The following is a 21,241-nucleotide window of genomic DNA, read 5'->3' as shown; positions in this document are numbered from 1 at the left end:
GTAGAGCGGCGAATGGAACATCCGCGTCGAGTCTACACCCCTGATTAGCCACCGCTGGGTGGGACTGAAAGGGGCTGGCCCGCTCGAGGTGCGAGGGGACGCAAGCACCGCAGGGAGCGATGCGACCGAGGAGCGTGGTTCGAGAGAGCAAAGCTCTCTCGTCATCAAGCGAAACCGTCGGTTTCGCGGAGATCGCGAATCGAAGATTCGCTCACTCACGAAAGGCGCTCCGCGCCTTTCGAACGACAGCGAGCCGCAGCCCTCGAGCCGGCCAGGGGCTTTCGTGGTAATATCGACAGGAGCAGACTCTGCTGGCACGAACACAGGGGATTGCCACGCCCTCCCCAGCCGATTCACTCGGTCGCGTTGCTCCCTCGCTCATCCACTGGCAGAGCAAGCTCTGCCAAGCCATTCGCTCGTGTTACTCGCGAAGACCTCGCACAGTGTCGTCGACCGTCCTCACTGCCGTTCCGCCGGGCGACAGCGCGCGCCACCGCAGGTGGGATGGTCGGACCGAGCTGAGACGTCGTTCACCTGTCGCGGGTTTTACAGACACCTCCGAGCAGTAAATCGTCCGGAATCACTCGAGCCGGTACAGATCGAACGTCTCACAGGCGTAGAGGAACGACACCGGGGGCGCGAGGAGGCCGATCGCCAGGACCGTCCAGGCGACGACGGTAAGCTGGGTACCGGTTACGGCGAGTTCGGGCGTCGGCGCCCAGACCGACGTCATCGTGAGGAAGTCGGCGATCGGTCCCGCGGCGTCGGTGTAGAGTACGGCCGCGGCGGCCGCCGGCAGGACGACCGCGACCGAGTAGGCGACGAACGCCGCCTTGCTCGGCATCACCGCCTCGCGGCTGTTCGTGACGTTGACGCTGCCGAATCGGGGCAGCGCCGTGCCGATCCCGGTCGCCAGCGCGGGCGTCGCGACGGTGCCGACGACCGTCGCCGCGGCGAGCGCAGCCGCCTGCTCGAGCGAGAGGGGACTGACGAAGCCGAGCGCGAGCGAGCCGACCAGGCCGATCGGCGCCGCAACGAGGACGCCGGCGACGACGAGTCCGGCGACCGCTCGGCGGCCCGACAGCGTCGAGGTCACGACGGCCGGTAGCGCCGATCCGAGGTCGCCCAGCGGATTCAGCGTGAAGAGAGCCCCGGCGGCCCAGACGAGGTACAGCGAGAGGATCGCGGCGACGTAGGCGGGGACCGTCCCGGTCTCGAGGATCACCTGAACGAACCCGACCGCGCCGAAGAGGGGGTAGCCGACGTACGCCAGTCGGATCGGCGCCCGTCGGGTTCGTCGGATCGCGGTGAGCGTCACGGTTCGGGTCGGACGTTCGAAGCTGCGCGAGAGCGCGTTCGCGAGCCGGCTCGAGGAGTCGCTCGACGACGGTCGATCGTCGAATCTCGCGGGGTCGGCGAACCAGTGGATCCGCGCGGAGGCGACGCCGATCGCGAGCGCGACCGACCCCAGCAGGGCCGTGCCGACGACCGCTCCGAGGATCGACGTCGTCGATGCGGGGACGTTGGGCACGCCGACCAGCAGGACGTGGCCGAGCCAGCCCAGCGGCCCGTCCTGCAGGGCGACGAATAGTTCGCTCACGACCAGGTCGAGCCGACCGGTCGCGATCGCCCCGAAGTACAGCGCCCAGAAGCCGACGAACAGCACCCACCGGTAGCGGGCGATCGGCTCGTAGACGGTCACCAGGTGTCTGAACCAGATGCCAACCACGAATCCGACCGGAACCGCGGTGAGCAACGCGAGCGCGGCGGTCGCGGCTGTGACTCCGAGGGGAACGGCCGTGCCGGCGCCGACGGAGAACGCACTCGCAAGCAGGATCGTCGGTGGAAGGACCCAGACGGCAAACAGCAGTATCTCGGCTGCGACGATCCCGACCGCGGCGTTTCGGGTCGACGTCGAGACGAGCAGGAACGCGGGCTCGTCGGGGTTCGCCGCGGCGGTAAACGCCCGGATCGCGCTCATCCCGACCAGGAACAGCCAGGCGACCGCGACGCCGCCCGCGGCGGCTTCGGTCGCGAGCGCGACGTGCTCCGAGCCCGGCGCCCCGGCGTAGTGCTCGCCGAGGGAGGGCAGCAGGTAGCCGCCGGCGACCGTCACCGAGCCGAGCATCAGGGCGCCGAGCAGGATCAGCAGGAGGAGCTTCGTCCGCTCGGTCGTCACCGCGCGGACCGTCCGCCGGAACTCCGTGCGGGCGACGAGGAGCGCTGCGCGTCTCACCGGGAATCACCGCCGGAAACCGGGAGGCCGCGCGTCGTCAGGATCATAGCCGATACCGGGAGCCCCACCGAGTAAACGGTTCGGATCCGATCAGCGTTCGAGACTGTCAGTAGCGGGAACTCGAGGTCGACGCTCGCTCGGGGCTGACTCGAGCGGTTGGCGAACGTGAACGTACGGTTTTACGTGCGGCAAACCGAAACGGAGGGTATGCATCCGAGTGACGGCCCCGCGATCGAGACCGACTCGCTGACGAAACGCTACGGGGAGACGACGGCCGTCGCCGGGCTGACGATGTCCGTCGACCGGGGAACGGTGTACGGCTTTCTCGGTCCCAACGGCGCGGGCAAGACGACGACGATGCGGATGCTGACGACGCTGACGAAGCCGACCTCGGGGACCGCCCGGGTCGCGGGACACTCGATCGCCGACCGCGAGGCCATCACGCCCCACATCGGCTACCTCCCCGAGGAGCCGCCGATCTACGACGAGCTGACCGGCCGCGAACAGCTCGAGTACGCCGCCGGGCTCCGGGATCTGCCCGAGGACGAGTCCGCCGAACGGATCGAATCGTTGCTCGAGCGTTTCGCCCTGCTCGATGACGCCGACAGGCGCATCGAGGGCTACTCGAAAGGAATGCGCCAGAAGGTCGGGGTCATCCAGGCGGTACTCCACGAGCCCGTCGTCGCCTTCCTCGACGAGCCCACCAGCGGGCTCGATCCCCGCGCCGCCCGGACGATGCGGGAGACGATCGCCGACCTCGCCGACCGGGAGATGACGATCGTCCTCTCGACGCACATCCTCCCCGTCGTCGACGAACTGGCCGACGAGATCGGGGTGATCCACGAGGGCGAACTCGTCGCCCAGGGCGACCCCGAGACGCTCAAGTCCCGCGCCGAGACGGGCGAGACCCGCAGCCTCGAGGACGCCTTCCTCGAGATCACCCGGGAGACCCCGCCGGAGGCGACGAACGTGCCCTCGGAGTAGCGGGCCAGCCACACCAACCAGTACGCTTACTGTTTCATGGATACACGTTTTGGACATGGATCGGCTTCGAGCGCTTCGAGACGGAGCGACCGACGAGTCGCTGCGGTTCGCGGTACTCGCCGGTCTCGCAACGGTGTCGCTGACGGTCGCGCTTTCCTGGGAACCCGTCGCTGACGGCTCTACGATCGCCGGCGTCTCCCTCTCCGGGGCGCCCCTGCTGGTGGCGGCGCTGGTCGTCGGATACGTCTACAGCCGCCGCGAAACCGAGACGTCCACCCGTCGGGCCGGGATCTGGACTGGTCTCGCCGGCTCGCTCGCGACGGTCGTCCTGGCCGTCGCGAACACGGTCGCGACGCTCGGCACTTCCTCGACGACGATCGCTACCCTCGCCGTCGTCGCGACACCGTTCGTCCTCGCGCTCGGCGTCGGGCTCACCGTGCTCGTGGCGGCAGTCGCCGCGACCGTCGCCGGCTGGGCGACGAAACGGGCGAGTCGGGAGTATCGGATCCGCGAATCGAGCGACGTCGAGCGAAGCGGGCTCGAGGCGTGGTGGTGGCTCCCCGTCGTGGTGTACGTCGTACTGGCACCGCCGGTATTCGCCGGGTTCACGCTCGAGCCGGACGGAGCGTTGCTGCTGGTCTTTGTGCTCTCGATGATTGGACTCACGCTCCTCTCGCTTCCCGCGTTTCTCGCCCTGTTCGTCGACGCCACCGCGCCACGGGACGCGTCGACCTGGCTCCCGAACGTGTGGCTCTACGTCGGTGTTCCGCTCGCGGCGTACGGGGTCGTCTACGCCGGAGCCGCCGTCCGGTCGTATCCGGGCCCGTCAGGACCCGCCATGGTCACCTTTCTCGTCGCGCTCTGGGTGACCGTTCTCTACTACCTCGCGAACCGGTACCGCTACTTCGAGCCGCCGTCGACTCGCCATCGAGCAACGGACTGAGCGACTCCGATGCTTCCGTCCGAAACCGGGGGCGGAGTCGACAGTTCAACTGCTCGCCTTCCTCGAGATCACCTGGGAGACGCCCGAGGAAGTCGATCACTCGCCGGTTCCGTCCTCCGAGTGATCGAGCGACTGCGCTCGTTCGTTTCCACCGTCCCCGGACGTTCAGCTTCCATAATTAGTTAACAACACAATATATTCGTGCTGTAAGGAAAATGGAACGGTATGGACGCGCTTCGAGAGTGCCGTAAGGGGGTTACCGGCGACCCCTTACGGTTCGCCGTTCTCGTCGGCCTCGCGACGGTCCCGTTCACGGTCGCGCTCTCCTGGCAGCCGCCCGACGAGACGACCGTCGCCGGCGGAACCGTCTCGGGGGCTCCCCTGTTGGCGGCCGGCGCGCTCGTCGGCTACCGCTACGGCGACTGCGCGAGTCGGACCCGTCGGGCCGGGATCTGGGCCGGACTCGCCGCCTCGGTCGCGACGGTGTTGCTGTACGCCGCCACCGCGGCGTCGACGATCGGAACTGCGTCGACGACGATAACGGTGCTCGCCGTCGTCCTGACGCCGATCGCCGTTGTGATCGGTACGGGACTCACCGTGCTGGTGACGGCGGCGACCGCCGTCGTCGTCGGCTGGATGCGACGGCGGAGCGCTCGAGCGTCCCGGAGTCGGGACGCGACCGAAAAGGAAGGCCGGAACGCGCTCGAGTCGCGGTGGTGGCTCCCCGTCGTCGCGTACGTCCTGCTGGTGCCGGCGGTCGTGCTCGCGGAGGGAGTCGTCGAACCCGACGGCGGTGCGGGCTTCGCGGTCGCGTTGCTGCTGGTCGGCACCGTCCTCCTCTCGGTGCCCGCCGCCCTCGGCGTGTTCGTCGACGCGACCGTACCCCGGCGCGAGTCGGCGTGGCTCCCGAACGTGCGGGCGTACGTCGGACTCCCGGTTTTCGGGTTTGCGGCTGCGTACGTTGGCGCCGCCCTCTACGGATCGCCGCGCCCGTCCGCACCCGCAGCGTTTGGCTTTCTCGCGGCGCTGTGGCTGACGGCCGCCGTCTACCTCGCGAACAGGTATCGCAACCTCGAGCGGATCGCCGACGAACGGCCGTGCTGACCGGACTCCCCGTCGTCCGCTCCTCGGGTCCGACATCCCTAAGCGCGCGGACTCAGTGATTCCAGTATGGAGTATCACGAGGCGGCGGAGTTCCTGTTCGGGCTCCGTCGGTTCCGTCCGAAACCGGGGACGGAGTCGACGGCCCGGCTGCTCACCCACCTCGAGGACCCACAGGAGGGCGTCGAGTTCGTACAGATCGCAGGATCGAACGGGAAGGGGAGCACGGCGCGGATGGTCGAGCGAACGCTGCGGGAAGCGGGGCTGTCGGTCGGGCTCTACACCTCACCGCACCTCGAGGACCTGCGGGAACGGATCCGTGTCGACGGGCGGAAGATCCCGAAGTCGTCGGTGTCCGCCTTCGTCGCGGAGATTCGCGAGCACGTCACCGAGCGGGCCGCCGACGGGGAGTCGCCGACGTTCTTCGAGGTGCTGACCGCGATGGCGATTCGGGAGTTCGACCGCGCCGACGTCGACGTCGCCGTCCTCGAGGTGGGGATCGGCGGGCGCTACGACGCCACGAGCGTCGTCGACCCGGTCGCGAGCGCGGTGACGAGCGTCACCCTGGAGCACACGGGGATTCTCGGCGACACCGAGGCCGAAATCGCCCGCGATAAGGCCCACGTCGCGCCTACGGACGCGCCACTCGTTACCGGTGCCTCCGGCGAGGCCCTCGAGGGGGTCCGCGAGGTCGCCAGTGAAGTCGTCACCGTGGGGTTCGACGGCGAGGACGACCGCCAGCCGGACGTCCGCGTCGCCTACGAGGGCCGGGTGAACCACACCGAGGCGGCCGTCTCGATCGACGACGGCAGCCCACTCGAGGCGCGGGTTCCGCTGCTCGGACGCCACCAGGCGGAAAACGCGGGGATCGCGGCGACGCTGGCCCGACAGGTCGCGAGCGTTTCGGACGAGGAGCTCCGGCGGGGGCTGCGAAACGCCCACTGGCCGGGTCGGTTCGAGGTGCTCGAGACCGAGCCGCTGGTCGTCCTCGACGGCGCGCACAACCCGGGCGCCTGCGAGGGGCTGGCCGAGACGCTGTCGACCTACGAGTACGACGACCTCACCCTCGTCGCCGGCGTGATGCACGACAAGGACGTTACGGGAATCGCCGACGCGTTGCCGACCCCCGACGCCGTCGTCGCGACCGAACCGGGCCTCGAGCGCGCCGAGGACCCCGACGCCCTTTCGACGGTGTTCGAACGGACCGGCGTCTCCGACGTTCGAACGATCCCGGACGTCCGGGACGCCCTCGAGGCCGCGATCGCCGAGAGCGGCGACGACGACTGCGTGCTCGTGACCGGGTCGCTGTTCGCGGTCGCCGAGGCCCGCTCCCGGTGGACCTCGCTGCAGGTACCCAAGCGGGTTCGCGACCTCGCGGACGCCCGCGAGGCGCTCTCGAGCGCGGACGCGACCGAGCGCGACGTCGACGACGCGGCGGGGTCGGCCGTCCACCGGGTCGTCAAGACCTCGCTCCGGTACCGACAGGCGACGGCCCTGCGGGAGGAGCTGCTCCGGATCGGCGGGGAGTGTACGCTCTCGGGACTCGACCGAAACGACGAGCGGATCGACGCCGTCCTCTCGGGCACGCTCGAGCAGTTCGCGCGGCTCGTCGACCGGCTCGCGGAGCGATCGGACGGGCTGGCCGCGGTCGGGCGGGAGCTCGAGTCGACGCTCGAGCTCGAGGACGGAGCAGCGGTACGGGACGGCGACGAGTCGGCGCCCCCATGGACGGACGGGACCGCCGTGATGGGTATTCTCAACGTCACGCCCGACAGCTTCCACGACGGCGGGGAGTTCGACGCGCTCGAGGACGCCGTCGCTCGCGCGGAGTCGATGGTCGAGGCCGGCGCCGACGTGATCGACGTCGGCGGCGAGTCGACGCGACCGGGCGCCGACCCCGTTCCGGTCGAAACCGAGATCGAGCGGGTCGTCCCCGTCCTCGAGGCGATCGGCGACCTCGACGCCCTGCTCTCGATCGACACGCGAAAGGCGGCCGTCGCCGACGCGGCCCTCGAGGCGGGCGCCGACATCGTCAACGACGTCTCCGGGCTCGAGGATCCCGAGATGCGCTTCGTCGTCGCCGACCACGACGCGAGCCTGATCGTGATGCACAGCGTCGACGCGCCCGTCGTCCCCGACCGAGAGGTCGAGTACGACGACGTCGTCGAGGACGTGATCGACCAGCTCCGCGAACGGATCCTGCTGGCCGAGAAGGCGGGCCTCGAGCGCGAGGACGTCATCGTCGACCCCGGAATCGGGTTCGCCAAGTCGGCCCCCGAGAGCTTCGAGCTGCTCGACCGGCTCGGGGAGTTCCGGGCGCTTGGCTGTCCGGTCCTCTTTGGCCACTCCCACAAGTCGATGTTCGCACACATCGGCTGCGAGTCCGGCGAGCGCCTCGAGCCGACCGTCGCGGCGAGCGCGCTCGCGGCCGACCGCGGCGCGGACCTCGTCAGGGTCCACGACGTCCCCGAGAACGTCGCCGCGGTTCGAACGGCACTCGCGGCACGCGATCCCGACCGCTTCGAGCCGTAGTCGGCGGCGCATCTGCCGGTCCAAGCTTCAACTGTCGGGGCGCGGTACTGGTCGTGAGCGCAGCGTGCTCGAGGCCAATCTATGACAGACGAATACGATCACGATCTACAGGGCGAGGAGCTCGAGGAACTGGCGGACGACCCGATGGACGCGGCGCGCGAGATCGCGGGCGAGAGCGCCCGCGACGGCCGCCTCGCCGTCGTCAGCGGCGGACTCATGCTGCTGTCGACACTGCGATCGGTCGCTCGCGGCCAGCTTCGCGCGCTCCCGAAGGCGGCCGTCGGCGCCGGGCTGGTCGCCATCGGGCTCCGACAGCGTCGGACGTCGGAACCGACGACGTTCGAACCCGACCTCGACGAGGTCGACGGCGAGACCGAGGACAAGGAAACGTCCGACGAGGCCGCCGCGGCGGCCGAACGGCCCGACGCCGGCCAGGAGTCACAGATCGACGCCAGTGGCGACGTCGACGAGGAGCCACAGCTCGGCGAGGCCGACGACGACGATGGCGGCGAGATCGAGTTCACCGACGACCCCGAGGAGGATGAGCCACGATCGAAACCCAGCGCCGACAAGGACGACGAGGACCCCCGCCGGACCACCGACGACGAGACGACGGAGGTCGACGTCTCCGAGACCGCGATGGCCGAGGAGACCGCCGAGGCGACGGGCCCGGATCCCGAGCAGGCCCAGCCGACCCAGACCGACTCGACGGAACCCGAGGAAACGCCCGAGGAGGACGCCTCGGACATGAAGGTCGAGCCGGACGAGGACGACGAGGACGACGAGAACAACTGATACGCGATCGCGATCCGTTTCCTTCTTCGATTCGATGTCAACCACGATCACCCTCCGCTACTACGCCCGGGAGCTCCGGCGACGCCTCACCCACTACGCCGAGAAGCGTCGCCACGGCTACCGGCGAGCGGGATCGCTCGAGCGCGCCGCCGATCGAATCCTCGCGACGCGGGCCGAGCGGGGCCTCGAGTCCGGGGGACACTTCCACGGCGTCTGGCCCCGGGATCTCTGTTTTGCCACACCGGGGCTCGCGGCGGCGGGGCACGAAGACGTCGTCGCCGACACCGCGGCGGCGCTGCTCTCGGAGCTCTCGGAGGCGGACGTCTTCTACACCGACTTCCACCCCGGCTACAGCGCCGCGACGCCGGCCGAGGGCGTCGACACGGTTCCCGCGCTCGTGCTCGCGCTGGACGAAGTCGGACGGCTCAGCGAACACGCCGACGCAGTCGCCGACCTCGTCGCGCGCCACCGCGAACGGTTCGTCGAGAACGGGATCCTCACCGGGTCCGGAAGCTCCTGGTGGGACTCGGCCGCGGCCCCGCGGGAGACGTACAACACTGCGATCTGGCTGGCAGCCGTCGAGGCCCTCGAGCGCCGCGGGCTCGAGACCGCCGGGACAGACTCGTCGGCGATCCGAGACGGGCTGGATCGGCTGTGGAACGGACGCTACTTCGACGAGCGCCGCGGTTCGGCGGTCCTCGCCTGCGACGCGAACGTCGTCCCGCTGTACTTCGGCGTCGTCGACGCCGATCGAGCGCGCTCGATCGCCGATGCGCTCGCGGACCTCGAGACGCCGAACGGACTCCGGATGCGCGAGCAGCCGTTCGGAGTCGGCGAGGTCCACCCCTTCTTCGCGCTCCACCACGACTATCACTACCACGTCTGGCCCTGGAACAGCTTCATGTACGCCAACGGCCTCGAACGGTACGGGTTCGAAGCCTGCGCTCGTCGGGAGGTCGAACGGATCGAGCGCGTGATGGCGCCGTACGGGACCTTCCTCGAGGTGCTCACGCTCGAGGGCGAGCCGTACGTCAAGCGGGGGTACGCAAGCGCCGAGGAGTTCACCGTCGCCGCGGCGCTGTGGCGTGAGTTCGCCGACCGGTCGCGCTGACTCGCGGGGTCACTTGACAGCGTCGGTCGGAGATCGGATCCGCGAACGCGGCAGTTTTGCTCGAAAATCGACGTAGTTAGCAGCAAAAGGATGCCCAGTGCCACAGGCTGTCGCAATATCTACCCCCACCTACTACAGTGACGTCTTAGGTAGAGGATAAAATCTCTTCTATCTCCGACGCCATCGACAAGGGTTAAGTGCGCGGGTTCGAAGACCCAATACGAATGGAGAGTACTCGACTGCACCGGGGCGTTGCGGCCGTTCGATCCCGCTGGGCGGATCTCGAGCGCGACTGGCAGAGCGTCGCCGTCGGCGCGACGACGGTGGCGGCGATCGCTATTTTCGAGCTGCAGATCCCCTGGTAGCGAGATGTCGGCCGCGCGGTTTCTTCCGGGGCTGACAGCACTCCTTCTCGGCGCCGTTCTCGCGCGAGGGGTCGAGCTCACACTCGGATTCAACCACCTGCTCGTCGCCATCGCGCTCGGGTTCGTGCTGGCGAACGCCGTCGGCGTTCCCGACCGGCTCGAGCCGGGAATCAACACCCACAAGCTCTGGCTGGGCGCCGGGATCGTCCTCATGGGCGCGTCGCTGACCCTCGAGACGATCCTCGAGGTCGGCGGGCTCGTGTTGCTGGTCGTCGTCGCCGTGACGACGCTGACGATCGTCCTCGTCGAACTGCTCGCGCGCAACGTCTTCGGGCTCGCGGACCAGCTGGGCTCGCTGCTCGCGGCGGGGTCGGGAATCTGTGGCGTCTCCGCGGTCGTCGCGGTCGCCGGCGCGATCCGAGCTCGGGAGGAACAGATCGCCTACGCCGCGGCGACGGTGTTGCTGTTCGACGCGATCACGATCGTCGTCTACCCGATCGTCGGCGATCTGCTCGGGCTCTCCGACGTCGTCTTCGGCGTCTGGGCCGGCGTCAGCATGTTCTCGACGGGGCCGGTCGTCGCCGTCGGCTTCGCTCACTCGGAGGTCGCCGGCCAGTGGGCGACGATGGCGAAGCTCTCGCGCAACGCCCTGATCGGCGCCGTCGTCATCGCCTACGCGAGCTACTACGCCCGGTCGGGATCCGCGGGTCGTCCCTCCCTGCGAACCCTCTGGGACGAGTTTCCGAAGTTCGTGCTCGGCTTTCTCGCGCTCGTGGCGCTGGCGAGCGCCGGCGTCTTCTCGTCGACCCAGCAGGCCTCGATCGAGAACGCCTACAACTGGCTGTTCGTGCTCGCGTTCGTCGGGCTGGGCACGGAGATCCAGCTCGCCGAACTCCGGAGCACGGGACTGACGCCCGCGCTCGTCGTCCTGCTGGCGTTGCTGGTCGCCAGCGCGGTCTCGCTCGTCGTCCTCTCGATGCTGTTCGGAACGTAGTCAGCGGGCGCTCGAGTGCTCGTCCGGCGAGTCACCGTCGAAGCTCGAGGCAATACTTGCGGGAGGACCGGCACGACGTCCGTATCCGTCGAAGCGGCGGGCTTCAGCCGCTGGCGGCCGGAAACGAACACGGACAGCGAGTTCGAACGATCGGCGGCCGTCGTCGTGAACCGATCGTTCTCCGCCCGTTCGACCGAAAACGCCGACTGCTGGCGGGATCGGCTACTCCCCGCTAAACTGTGGGACGAGTTCCCGTTCGATCGATAGCTTTGCTGGTTTTGGGTGGAGAACCAAAGAATTGCAGGCTAACGAGGGGATACAAGCGTCTGGCTTCTAGGACGGAGCAGTATGGATCGGGGTTACTCGCGTCGTTCCGCACTGACTGCGCTCGGAGCTGGCTCTGCGGTCGCGCTTGCGGGGTGTCTGTCAGGGTCGGACTCGGATTCGGACTCCGGATCGGAGTCGACGATCCGCATCTCCGGGGGCGTCGGTCCGCTGCCGATGGTACAGGTCTGGGCAGACATCTACACGTCAGAGCGTGACGTCAACATCGACGTCTCGGGCGGCGGAACCGGCGTCGGCGTCTCGGACGTGATGAACGAGCAGGTCGACATCGCGATGATGGGGCGAGACCCCGACGAGGCGGAGCTCGAGCGAGGGCTGGTCGCCACCGCGATGCTCATCGACACCGTCGTCGGGACGATCAACGTCAACAACCCCGTGTACGACGAGATCCGTGAACACGGACTCACCCAGGACGAACTCGCGGCGGTCTTCAGCAAGGAGATCACGAACTGGGGCGAACTCGTCGAGAGCGACGTCGACGAGCCGATCTACGTCTACGGGCGCTCGGACTCCTCGGCCGCCTACCAGCAGTGGGGCGAGTTCCTCGGCGGCTACACCGAGAACGAGCTCGAGGACATGGCCGACGGCAACTTCGACGGCGACCAGCAGGTCGCCCAGGCGATCAACAACGACTCCCACGGCATCTCGCTGAACAACATCAACTACGTCTACGACTTCAACACGGGCGACCTCGAGATGAACATCCGACCGGTCCCGCTGGACCGCGACGAGAGCGGGACCCTCTCGGATGGGGAGGACTTCTACGACACCCGCGACGAGTTCCTCACGGCCGTCGAGGAGGACCGCTACCCCTCTCCGCCGGCCCGAGACATGTACCTGGCCGCGAACGGCGAGTTCGACGAGGACGCCGCCGACTTCGTCGAGTGGGTGCTCACCGAGGGTCAGGAGTACGTCCGCGACAACGGCTACGCACCGATCGACGAGGAAAAGCTCGCAGAACAACGCGAGATCCTCGAGGGGGCCTCGTAGATGGGAACGACTGAAACCCCCTCGGAGGGGGCGAACCGACTCGACCGACGGCTGCTGCTCGAGCGGCTGAGCAGCTACTGGCTCGTCGGCGCCGGCTTCTTCGCCGTCGCGCTGTTCGGGCTGATCGTCCTGACGCTCGTCCAGCAGTCGATCCCGATCGTCTCCGAGTACTCGCTGTTCCAGATGATGACCTCCTCGAACTGGGATCCCGCGGCCGACGAGTTCGGCTTCCTGCCGGCGATCGTCGGGACGATCTACGTCACGATCCTCTCGATGGCGATGGGGACCCCGCTGGCGATCCTCGCGGCGATCTACATCGCCGAGTACGCCGAGGGCCGGACCAAGGTGCTGGTCTCGTCGTTCATCGACGTGCTCGCGGCGATCCCGAGCGTGATCTTCGGGCTCGTCGGGCTGATCGTCGTCGTTCCGTTCGTCGGCGACTACCTCGCGCCGGCGCTTGGCGCCCACAGCATCGGCCTCGGCATCGTGACGGTCAGTCTGGTGATGGCGATCATCGTCACCCCGTTCATGATCTCGCTGTCCGTCGAGTCCCTCGAGGCGCTGCCCGACGAACTCCGCGAGTCCTCGCTGGGCGTCGGCGCGACGAAGTGGGAGACCATTCGAACGGTGCTGCTCCGAGCCGCGGGGCCGGGGATCTTCTCCGCCATCCTGCTCGGCTTCGGTCGGGTCTTCGGCGCGACGATCGTTCCCGCGATGCTGATCGGCGGGCAGACAGCGATTCCCGACGGCCCCTTCGACGCGGGCGAGACGCTGCCGACGCTGATCGTCAACGACTTCGGCGAACTGATGTCGATCCCGCTGACCCAGTCGGCGCTGATCCTCGTCGGGCTGACGCTGCTCGTCGTCGTCTGGATCTTCAACTTCGGGGCGATGCTTATTCGCCGCCGCCTGCAACGGAGGTGGCAGTACTGATGGATCGATACGCTGAGCAGCGCCTGTTCGGCCTGCTGGCCCGCGCGAGCGCCGCGCTCATCCTCGCGGTGCTGGCGATGGTCGTTGGCGTCACCCTCTGGCGGGGCGGACGCGTGTTCATCACCGATCCCGCCGTCATGGTGACGGCGCCGGGGTCGCGGTACATGCTCGACGGCGGCGGCGGCTTCCTCCACGCCGTCCTGGGCAGTATCTTCATCGTCGTCCCCGCGACGGTGGTCGCCTCGATCCTGGCGATTTCGACGGCAATCTACCTCCAGAGCGACTACTCGAGCGAGCGCACGTCGGACGTGATCAACATGTTCCTGAACGTGCTCTGGGGGACGCCGCCGATCGTCTACGGGGTGTTCGTGCTGACGATCATCATCGCCGCCGGCGCCCAGACGAGCCTGATCTTCGGGACGGTCGCGATCGCGATCTTCCAGTACCCGATCATGACCCGCTACGCCGACGAGGCGCTGCGGGCGGCTCCGGACACGGTCAAAGAAGCTTCCTACGGTCTCGGCGCGACGCGGTTCGAGACCGCCCGGATAACCGTTCGCGCGGCCCTACCGGGCGTCATCGCCGGGATCATCATGGGCTTCGCCCGCGGGATCGGCGACGCCGCCACGGTGCTGTTTACGGCCGGCCGGAGCACCCAGATGCCCGGCGGCCCGTTCGATCCCGCGACGACGCTGCCGATCCTCATCTTCGAGCAGGCGGCGTCGTTCAACGCCGAAGTCCGTTCGCACGCCTACGCGGCGTCGTTCGTCCTGATCGTCGCCGTGCTCGCGCTCGTACTCGCATCGAAACTCCTCGCGGGGAGATTCGCCCGCTTCGCACCAGGAGGGAGACACTCATGAACGACGATATCGCACTCCGAACCGACGACCTCGAGGTAACGTACACCGGAAACAGGGAAGTGACCGCGCTCGACGGCGTGAGCACCGAGTTCGCCGAGAACAAGCTGACGGCGATTATCGGCCCCTCGGGCTGTGGGAAGTCGACGATGCTGAAGGCGCTGAACCGCCTCCACGAGATCCAGCCCAACGCCGAGATCACCGGCGAGGTGTATCTGGGCGACGAGGGGATCTACGACACCGACGAACCCCTGCCCGAGATCAGGCGGCGAGTGGGCTACGTCCCCCAGACGCCGACCGCGCTACCGCTGTCGATCTACAACAACGTCGCCTACGGGGCGAAGATCCACGGCGACTACTCGAGCGACGAGCTCGACGAGCTCGTCGAGAGCTACCTGCGGAAGGTCAACCTCTGGGACGAGGTGAAGGACCGACTGGACGACCCCGGAGCCGAACTCTCGACCGGGCAGATCCAGCGGCTCTGTCTCGCCCGCTCGCTGGCCGTCGAGCCCGAGGTGTTGCTCTGTGACGAGGTCACCTCCGCGCTGGACCCGATCTCGGCCGAGCAGGTCGAGGAGACCCTCGAGGAGTTAAAGGAGGAGTACACCATCATCATGGTTACTCACAGCATGGACCAGGCCAAGCGGCTGGCCGACGACGTGATCTTCCTCTACCTCGGCGAACTCATCGAGGCCAACGACACGCGCTCGTTCTTCGAGGACCCCCAGCACGAGCGGACCCAGGAGTTCGTGAAGGGTCACACCGCGATCGACTACGACGACGAGCCCGACGAGGAGAACGTGACCGACGAGCAGCCGGTCACCACCCGCTAGTCGGTCGGTCCGGGTTCGCTGCGCTCGTTTTCGATCGTCGTCGCGTCTCCCGCTCGAGGGCCTCCTCCCGACGGCGGAAGACGAGAGCGGGACGCGGGCCCGGAGCGAGCTGCGGACGGTATCGACAGACGTTACCGCCGGCGCTTCGAAGCGCCGGACAGATGTCGTCCGGCCAGTGGCTCCCGCTCGGCGTAATCGTCCGATCCGACCGGGCCTCCCTCGAGCGCCGACCGAAAGGCGCCGGTATCGGTGCTCCCACCCGTCGCCGCGATCACTGCCTCCGACCGCGCTACTCACGATGAGCGTACGAGAACTTCTTCCCGGGCTGCTCGCGCTCTGTCTCGGCGCCGCGTTCGCTCGCGGCGTCGAGGGAGTCGTCGGCTTCAACGCCCTGCTCGTCGCTATCGCGGTCGGGTTCGTCGTCGCAAACACGGTCGGCGTCCCGAAGCGACTCGAGGCGGGGATCGCGACCCACGGCCTCTGGCTGGCCGCCGGGATCGTCCTCATGGGCGCGTCGGTGACGCTCGGCACCGTCCTCGAGACGGGCGCGCTCGTCCTCGCGATCGTCGTCTGTGTCTCCGCGGGAACGATCCTCACCGTCGAGTTGCTCGCACGAAACGTGTTCGGGATCACCGGCCGGCTCGGCTCGCTGCTGGCGGCCGGCTCGGGGATCTGCGGGGTCTCGGCGGTCGTCGCGGTCGCCGGCGCGATCCGGGCCCGGGAGAACCAGATCGCCTACGCCGCGGCGACGGTCCTGCTGTTCGATGCCGTGACGATCGTCGTCTACCCGATAATCGGCGATCTGCTCGGCCTCTCGGGAACCGTCTTCGGCGTCTGGGCCGGCGTCAGCATGTTCTCGACGGGGCCGGTCGTCGCCGTCGGCTTCACTCACTCGGAGCTCGCCGGCCAGTGGGCGACGATGACGAAGCTCGCCCGGAACGCCCTGATCGGCGTCGTCGTGCTGGCGTACGCGAGCTACTACGCCCGGTCCGGCGGCGGATCGCGGCCCTCGGCGAGGACGCTCCTCGAGGAGGTACCGACGTTCGTCCTCGGCTTCTTCGCGCTCATGGTCGTCGCGAGCGCGGGGCTGCTCTCGGCGTCCCAGCGGGCGGCGATCGAGGAGGGGTACGGCTGGCTGTTCCTGTTCGCGTTCGTCGGACTCGGAACGGAGATTCGACTCGCCGAACTCCGGAGCACGGGGCTGTTGCCCGCCATCGTCGTACTGACGTCGCTGGTGCTCGTCAGCACGCTCTCGCTCGTGGTGTTGCTCGCCGTCTTCTGAGTTACTCCGTCTCCCACTCGAGCCCGTACTCGGGAGCGACGTCCTCGGCGATCGACTCGAACCGATCGAGCGCCATCGACGGCGGGTGGGGGTGACGAGCGTCGATCTCCTCGGGAAGGTCGTCGTGGTACCGGACCTGGCTCTCGACGTCGTAAGGAAACTCGGTCTCGTCGACGCCGACGAACCCGTGCTCGTCGCGGGCGCGCGAGAGGACCTCTTTCCACTCCGCAATGGAGGCCAGCCCCGCCGACTCCATTCCGTGAGAGAACAGCGTCGAGCGGATCTCGTCGTAGGGATCGCTGTCGTCGAGGTACTCCTCGAGGTACTCCACATCCGAACGGGTGTTGAACGCGGTCCAGTAGGGGACCGACCCCGTCCGAAGCGTCCACCAAGGCTCGACCAGCGCGAACGACTGGACGAGCAGGCGGTCGACCGATCGGTCGCGGGCCTCGTAGCGCTCGCGGTAGCGGTCGGCGACGAACGGACTCAGCTCCCGCGGATCGTCGAACGCGAGCCGGCGGAGCTGGTACTCTCGCTTGTCGGCGATCCGCTCGAGGTCCTCGCGCAGGGCGGGATCGAACCCCCACTCGGCCTCCGGTACCCGTCGGTCGGGGTCGGGGACGTCCCACTCGCGTCGGTCGGCGCCCTGCAGGCGCAGGAAGTCGGCGACCTGCTCGCTGCCCTCGTAGTACTCCTCGGGCGCCAGCCCGCCACAGCCCCCGAGCTGGAAGGTGTGGCGGTCGCCGACGTCGATTACCGGCCAGTCGTACTCACACTCCAGCGAGATGACGGTGCCGCCGGGCTCGAGAACGGTGTCGAGGAACTCCTCGTAGGCCTCGCCCAGAATCTGGGACTTGACCCGGAAGTACGCCAGCTTCCGGACCATCAGCCGATCCTGGTTCGGGTCGTGCATCTGGGCCAGCGAGACGTCGGGGTTGGCCTCGAGGAAGTCGGGCGCGTGTTCGGCGCCCCACTCGATGTCATCGCGGATCTCGTCGGCGCCCATCGAGCGCCGGATCGGCAGGAGGAACGTCTGAGGCAAGAATGGCACTCCCAGCAGGGCCGCGAGGTGGACCGCCGCGCCGTTGCTCGAGCCGATTATCACGGCGGGATACCCCCGTTCGGGGTACTGGTCGACGACCCACTCCCGGAAGCGCTCGACGTCGATCTCGCCGAGGTCGTCGGGGTCGATCCCCTCGTTGGCCCCGCCTGTCGTGTAGATCTTCGCGCGGGTCTCCCTGGAGAGGCCGTTGACCCGCTTTGCGAGCGGCGTCAGTTTGGGGTGGATCATCCCCAGCCGCGGGAACTGCTCGCCCCGCAGGGAGCTGGCGGCCGCCCGGACGAAGACGGTCGTCGAGTCGAAGTTCGGCAGCCCGTGGGGGGTCGACTCCTCGTCGGCGAACAGCCGTGAGAGCCTCATCGATCGCTCACCTCGAACCGTCGCACCGGTTCTGCCGTCTGCGGCGGAACCGGTCGTCGACCGTCGTCGATCATCGGTTGGTCGGAATACCACGGATCGGCGGATAGTACTGTGGCCGGCAGGATCGACCGCCGCGGGTCCCGGGGGCTCCGAGCGTGAGACGACACCCCTCGAGCGGGCGGTGGTACCGGACCCCAACCGGGCCACGTTTCCGCCAACTCAACCCTTAATCGGCGACCGCGAGAACCGCGACCGTGTTCGTCGTTCTGTTCTCGCTCGCCGATCGTCGGCTCTGGCGGGTCTGGAAGCGCGTGTTCGGCCTCTCCTGGCCCGTGATGGCCGAGCAGGTGTTGCGGACGCTGATGCGGACGACCGACATGATCGTCGCGGGCCTGTTCTCGCCGGCGGCGGTCGCGGCGGTCGGTCTCGCGGACATCTACGCCCGCTTTCCGCTGCGGTTCGGCATCGGCATCGGCGACGGCGCGATCGCGCTCTCGAGTCAGGACACGAGCGCCGACGCCACCGCGAATCGGGACGAAGCGGTCTCGCAGGCGCTGTTGCTCGGCCTGCTCGGGGGGATCCCGTTCATCGTCTTCGGGCTGTTGCTCAACGAGTACGCGATCTCGGTGCTGGGCGCGCTGACCGACGAGGGGGCGATGGACGCGGTCGTCGAGTACGGCAGCGTCTACCTGATGGTGATCATGATCTCGGCGCCCGCGATCCACGTCAACTTCATCGCGGCTCGCTCGATCCAGGGCACCGGCGACACGAAGACGCCGATGTACGTCAACGGCATTGTCAACGCGCTCAACATTCTCGCGACGATCGGGCTGGCGTTCGGGCTCGGCCCGCTGCCGGAGCTCGGCGTCATCGGGATCGCCGTCGCGACCGCGGCCGCCGACACGCTCGGCGCGACCGCCTTCCTCGCGATCCTCGCCACGCCGCGCAGCGGGATCCAGTACGTCGTCCCCCGACAGCTCGTCATCACGAAGCAGCTGATCCTGATCAGCTGGCCCCGGATCGCCGAGGGGGTCACGGAGATGTTCGCCGAGTTCCCGTTCAACGCGATCCTGCTGGCGTTCGGCACCGAGGTCAACGCCGCCTACCACATCGGCCGCCGGATGTACCAGCAGATCGCCTCACCGCTCGCGCGGGGGTACGGCGTCGCGGCGAACATCATGGTCGGCCAGTCGCTCGGCCAGGGCGAGGGGGCGACCGCCTACTACAACGGGCTGGCCGCGACGGCCCTGAGCACGCTCACCGTCGGCGGGCTCTGCGCTCTGCTGTTTACCTTCGCCGAGGAGTTCGTCCTCGTGTTCACGCGCGATCCCGCAACGGTCGGGTACGCGGTCGGCTTCGCGCAGGCCTACGCCATCACCGCGCTGTTGATCGCGGCCTACATCACGCTCGCCGGCTCGCTTCGGGGCGGCAGCGAGACGGTCGTCCCGTTCGTCTCGCGGGTCATCGGGACGTTCGTGTTCCTGCTCGGCTTCACCTACGTCGTCGGCGTCGAACTCGGCTACGGTGTCCTCGCGGCCTACGTCGCCATCATTCTCGACTTCGCGTTTCGGGTCGTCTACCTCGGCGTCGTCTTCTACCGGCGCCGGTGGGTCGAACGGGGCACCTCGATGATGCGCGAGCGGGGCAGCTTCGGCGACGGGTCCACGGACGCGGACGACTGACTGCCGGGCCGCGGAACTTACTTTACCGTCTCCGAGAAACGGTCGATCATGTCCGACGGAGAGTTCGAGGGCTACGGGGGGAGACACGTTCCGGAACCGCTTCGCGAGCCGCTCGAGCAGCTCGCGACCGCCTACGACGAGGTCGCCGGGACCGAGGCGTTCCAGGCCGACCTCCGGGACCACCTCGAGGAGTTCGCCGGCCGCCCCACGGCGCTGTACCACGCCCGTAATCTGAGCGAGCGCTACGGCGCCGAGATCTACCTCAAGCGCGAGGACCTGCTCCACGGCGGCGCCCACAAGATCAACAACGTGCTCGGGCAGGCGCTGCTCGCGAAGCGGGCCGGGCGCGAGCGGCTGATCGCCGAGACCGGCGCGGGCCAACACGGCGTCGCGACGGCGATGGCCGGCGCGCTGCTCGATCTCGAGACGGAGATTTACATGGGCGAAAAGGACGTCGCCCGCCAGGAGATGAACGTCTTCCGAATGCGGCTTATGGGGGCCGAAGTCAACGAGGTTTCGCGGGGCGATGCCGGGTTGGCCGACGCCGTCGACGCCGCCCTCGAGGACTTCGCCGAAAACGTCGACGACACCCACTATCTCGTGGGCAGCGTCGTCGGTCCCGACCCGTTCCCGCGGATGGTCCGTGACTTCCAGTCGGTGATCGGCCGGGAGGCCCGCGAGCAGTTCCGCGAGCGGACGGGCGACCTGCCCGACGCCGCGGTTGCCTGCGTCGGCGGCGGCTCGAACGCGATCGGGCTCTTTCACGCCTTCCGCGACGATCCCGTCGAGTTCTACGGCGCCGAGGGCGGCGGCGAGGGAAGCGACTCGGGCCGGCACGCGGCACCGCTGGCGAGGGGAAGAGACGACACCCTCCACGGGATGCGTACCAGGGTAATCGACGACGACGTCGAGGTCCACTCCGTCTCCGCCGGACTGGACTACCCCGGCGTCGGTCCCGAACACGCCATGTTCCGTGCCGTCGGCCGCTGTGAGTACACCGGCGTCACCGACGAGGCGGCGCTGGCGGCGTTCCGGGAACTCAGCGAGACCGAGGGGATCATTCCGGCGCTGGAGTCGAGCCACGCGGTGGCTCGAGCGATCGAACTCGCGGAGGACGGCGCCCACGAGACGATCCTGGTGAACCTCTCCGGTCGGGGCGACAAGGACGTAGAGACCGCAGCGCGGAAGTTCGACCTCTGAGGCGGATTGCTGTAACGATGGAGCCCCGGATCGCGGGACCGACGAGCCCGCGGGGTCGCAGTTCGTAATCGTCATACCGACTCGTCGCCAACCGACGCGTATGCGGATGGAACTGCGGGTGTGCAAGCACTGCTACACCGGGGAGCACGGGAACGAACAGAAGACCGCGATCACGACGGACATGGTCGCCTGCGCCGAGGCCGTCCGGGAGTACAAGGACCTCCTCTCGCTCGACGCGGTCTACATCACCAAGGTCGAAGCCGGCGACGTCGGCGGCTCCGAGGAGCTGCCGATCAACGTCGCAGGGATCGAAGACGACACGATCACGCTGCGGGACACCCAGCTCGTGATCGAGGACGAAGACGGGAGCGTCCTGGTCTACCCCGAGCCGGCGGACATCCTCGAGGTGTTGACCCGAAACCTCGACCAGATCAACGAACGAACCCGCCAGGACGTCGTCGTCGACATCTCGGCCGATAGCGCGGAACTGATTACCTGAGGCCGACGTCGTCCCCGGGACGAAGCGTCGCGCCGTCCCGTTCGCTTCCCGAGCACGGCCACGGACCCGGTTCCGACCGTTCCCGGTGGGTCCGAAGCCGCCGCTTCCGGATCTTTTCGTCACGACAGCTTTACAACCG

General features: G+C 68.3%; 18 protein-coding genes. 16 read left to right on the top strand and 2 right to left on the bottom strand.

Going from position 1 to position 21,241, the window contains the following annotated elements:
- Positions 1-580: 580 nt before the first annotated feature.
- Complete coding sequence (locus ACFEMD_RS02085; RefSeq protein ID WP_394739220.1) at positions 581-2,236, bottom strand: hypothetical protein; 1,656 nt, start codon at positions 2,234-2,236, stop codon at positions 581-583.
- A gap of 207 nt (positions 2,237-2,443) precedes the next feature.
- On the opposite strand from ACFEMD_RS02085, the gene ACFEMD_RS02080 reads away from it, so the two are divergent.
- From ACFEMD_RS02080 to ACFEMD_RS02020, 13 genes are all read left to right on the top strand, one after another.
- A complete protein-coding gene (locus tag ACFEMD_RS02080) occupies positions 2,444-3,220 on the top strand; it encodes an ABC transporter ATP-binding protein (RefSeq protein ID WP_394739219.1) in 777 nt (258 codons plus the stop codon).
- Positions 3,221-3,275: 55 nt separating this feature from the next.
- Complete coding sequence (locus ACFEMD_RS02075) at positions 3,276-4,163, top strand: hypothetical protein (protein ID WP_394739218.1); 888 nt, start codon at positions 3,276-3,278, stop codon at positions 4,161-4,163.
- Between the two features lie 225 nt (positions 4,164-4,388).
- Positions 4,389-5,267, top strand: coding sequence for a hypothetical protein (locus tag ACFEMD_RS02070; protein ID WP_394739217.1), 879 nt, complete (start codon positions 4,389-4,391; stop codon positions 5,265-5,267).
- A 66-nt stretch (positions 5,268-5,333) separates the two neighbouring features.
- Positions 5,334-7,796, top strand: a complete 2,463-nt coding sequence (gene folP / locus ACFEMD_RS02065) for a dihydropteroate synthase (protein ID WP_394739216.1) — start codon at positions 5,334-5,336, stop codon at positions 7,794-7,796.
- A gap of 81 nt (positions 7,797-7,877) precedes the next feature.
- Positions 7,878-8,591 (top strand): hypothetical protein, encoded by a 714-nt coding sequence (locus ACFEMD_RS02060; protein ID WP_394739215.1) that lies wholly within the window; start codon positions 7,878-7,880, stop codon positions 8,589-8,591.
- Between the two features lie 34 nt (positions 8,592-8,625).
- Positions 8,626-9,702 (top strand): glucosidase family protein, encoded by a 1,077-nt coding sequence (locus tag ACFEMD_RS02055; RefSeq protein WP_394739214.1) that lies wholly within the window; start codon positions 8,626-8,628, stop codon positions 9,700-9,702.
- Between the two features lie 224 nt (positions 9,703-9,926).
- On the top strand, positions 9,927-10,067 hold the full coding sequence (locus ACFEMD_RS02050; protein ID WP_394739213.1) for a hypothetical protein: 141 nt from the start codon (positions 9,927-9,929) through the stop codon (positions 10,065-10,067).
- Between the two features lie 4 nt (positions 10,068-10,071).
- Positions 10,072-11,061 (top strand): YeiH family protein, encoded by a 990-nt coding sequence (locus tag ACFEMD_RS02045; protein WP_394739212.1) that lies wholly within the window; start codon positions 10,072-10,074, stop codon positions 11,059-11,061.
- A gap of 348 nt (positions 11,062-11,409) precedes the next feature.
- Positions 11,410-12,396, top strand: a complete 987-nt coding sequence (locus ACFEMD_RS02040) for a PstS family phosphate ABC transporter substrate-binding protein (RefSeq protein WP_394739211.1) — start codon at positions 11,410-11,412, stop codon at positions 12,394-12,396.
- Complete coding sequence (pstC, locus tag ACFEMD_RS02035) at positions 12,397-13,329, top strand: phosphate ABC transporter permease subunit PstC (RefSeq protein WP_278304993.1); 933 nt, start codon at positions 12,397-12,399, stop codon at positions 13,327-13,329. It begins immediately after the preceding gene.
- The gene (locus ACFEMD_RS02030) at positions 13,329-14,189 is read left to right on the top strand and encodes a PstA family ABC transporter permease (protein ID WP_394739210.1); all 861 of its coding nucleotides are present in this window, start codon (positions 13,329-13,331) and stop codon (positions 14,187-14,189) included. Before pstC ends, ACFEMD_RS02030 begins: the two co-directional genes overlap by 1 nt.
- Positions 14,186-15,019, top strand: a complete 834-nt coding sequence (locus ACFEMD_RS02025) for a phosphate ABC transporter ATP-binding protein (RefSeq protein WP_394739209.1) — start codon at positions 14,186-14,188, stop codon at positions 15,017-15,019. The genes ACFEMD_RS02030 and ACFEMD_RS02025 overlap by 4 nt, the downstream gene beginning before the upstream one ends.
- Before the next feature lie 298 nt (positions 15,020-15,317).
- Positions 15,318-16,301 (top strand): YeiH family protein, encoded by a 984-nt coding sequence (locus tag ACFEMD_RS02020; protein ID WP_394739207.1) that lies wholly within the window; start codon positions 15,318-15,320, stop codon positions 16,299-16,301.
- A gap of 1 nt (position 16,302) precedes the next feature.
- Here the strand turns inward: ACFEMD_RS02020 and ACFEMD_RS02015 are convergent, their stop codons facing one another.
- Entirely contained in the window at positions 16,303-17,721 is a 1,419-nt protein-coding gene (locus ACFEMD_RS02015) for a hypothetical protein (RefSeq protein ID WP_394739206.1), read from the bottom strand.
- Positions 17,722-17,975: 254 nt separating this feature from the next.
- Here ACFEMD_RS02015 and ACFEMD_RS02010 point away from each other — a divergent pair, with 254 nt between their 5' ends.
- From ACFEMD_RS02010 to ACFEMD_RS02000, 3 genes are all read left to right on the top strand, one after another.
- Entirely contained in the window at positions 17,976-19,403 is a 1,428-nt protein-coding gene (locus ACFEMD_RS02010; RefSeq protein ID WP_394739205.1) for an MATE family efflux transporter, read from the top strand.
- A gap of 48 nt (positions 19,404-19,451) precedes the next feature.
- A complete protein-coding gene (trpB, locus tag ACFEMD_RS02005; RefSeq protein ID WP_394739204.1) occupies positions 19,452-20,603 on the top strand; it encodes a tryptophan synthase subunit beta in 1,152 nt (383 codons plus the stop codon).
- 100 nt (positions 20,604-20,703) lie between these two features.
- Entirely contained in the window at positions 20,704-21,102 is a 399-nt protein-coding gene (locus tag ACFEMD_RS02000; RefSeq protein ID WP_005552824.1) for a hypothetical protein, read from the top strand.
- The last annotated feature ends 139 nt before the right edge of the window (positions 21,103-21,241 follow it).

It is taken from the genome of Natronococcus roseus (assembly GCF_043677095.1).
Taxonomy (GTDB): Archaea; Halobacteriota; Halobacteria; order Halobacteriales; family Natrialbaceae; genus Natronococcus; species Natronococcus roseus.
Note: the sequence above shows the minus strand (reverse complement) of the source record. Positions and strands in the feature narration are given on the sequence as shown.

Bases quoted from the DNA above. Each gene is read 5' to 3' on its own strand.
- ACFEMD_RS02080 (WP_394739219.1), top strand. From the start codon at position 2,444: ATGCATCCGAGTGACGGCCCCGCGATCGAGACCGACTCGCTGACGAAA.
- ACFEMD_RS02075 (WP_394739218.1), top strand. From the start codon at position 3,276: ATGGATCGGCTTCGAGCGCTTCGAGACGGAGCGACCGACGAGTCGCTG.
- ACFEMD_RS02070 (WP_394739217.1), top strand. From the start codon at position 4,389: ATGGACGCGCTTCGAGAGTGCCGTAAGGGGGTTACCGGCGACCCCTTA.
- folP (WP_394739216.1), top strand. From the start codon at position 5,334: ATGGAGTATCACGAGGCGGCGGAGTTCCTGTTCGGGCTCCGTCGGTTC.
- ACFEMD_RS02060 (WP_394739215.1), top strand. From the start codon at position 7,878: ATGACAGACGAATACGATCACGATCTACAGGGCGAGGAGCTCGAGGAA.
- ACFEMD_RS02055 (WP_394739214.1), top strand. From the start codon at position 8,626: ATGTCAACCACGATCACCCTCCGCTACTACGCCCGGGAGCTCCGGCGA.
- ACFEMD_RS02050 (WP_394739213.1), top strand. From the start codon at position 9,927: ATGGAGAGTACTCGACTGCACCGGGGCGTTGCGGCCGTTCGATCCCGC.
- ACFEMD_RS02045 (WP_394739212.1), top strand. From the start codon at position 10,072: ATGTCGGCCGCGCGGTTTCTTCCGGGGCTGACAGCACTCCTTCTCGGC.
- ACFEMD_RS02040 (WP_394739211.1), top strand. From the start codon at position 11,410: ATGGATCGGGGTTACTCGCGTCGTTCCGCACTGACTGCGCTCGGAGCT.
- pstC (WP_278304993.1), top strand. From the start codon at position 12,397: ATGGGAACGACTGAAACCCCCTCGGAGGGGGCGAACCGACTCGACCGA.
- ACFEMD_RS02030 (WP_394739210.1), top strand. From the start codon at position 13,329: ATGGATCGATACGCTGAGCAGCGCCTGTTCGGCCTGCTGGCCCGCGCG.
- ACFEMD_RS02025 (WP_394739209.1), top strand. From the start codon at position 14,186: ATGAACGACGATATCGCACTCCGAACCGACGACCTCGAGGTAACGTAC.
- ACFEMD_RS02020 (WP_394739207.1), top strand. From the start codon at position 15,318: ATGAGCGTACGAGAACTTCTTCCCGGGCTGCTCGCGCTCTGTCTCGGC.
- ACFEMD_RS02015 (WP_394739206.1), bottom strand. From the start codon at position 17,721: ATGAGGCTCTCACGGCTGTTCGCCGACGAGGAGTCGACCCCCCACGGG.
- trpB (WP_394739204.1), top strand. From the start codon at position 19,452: ATGTCCGACGGAGAGTTCGAGGGCTACGGGGGGAGACACGTTCCGGAA.
- ACFEMD_RS02000 (WP_005552824.1), top strand. From the start codon at position 20,704: ATGCGGATGGAACTGCGGGTGTGCAAGCACTGCTACACCGGGGAGCAC.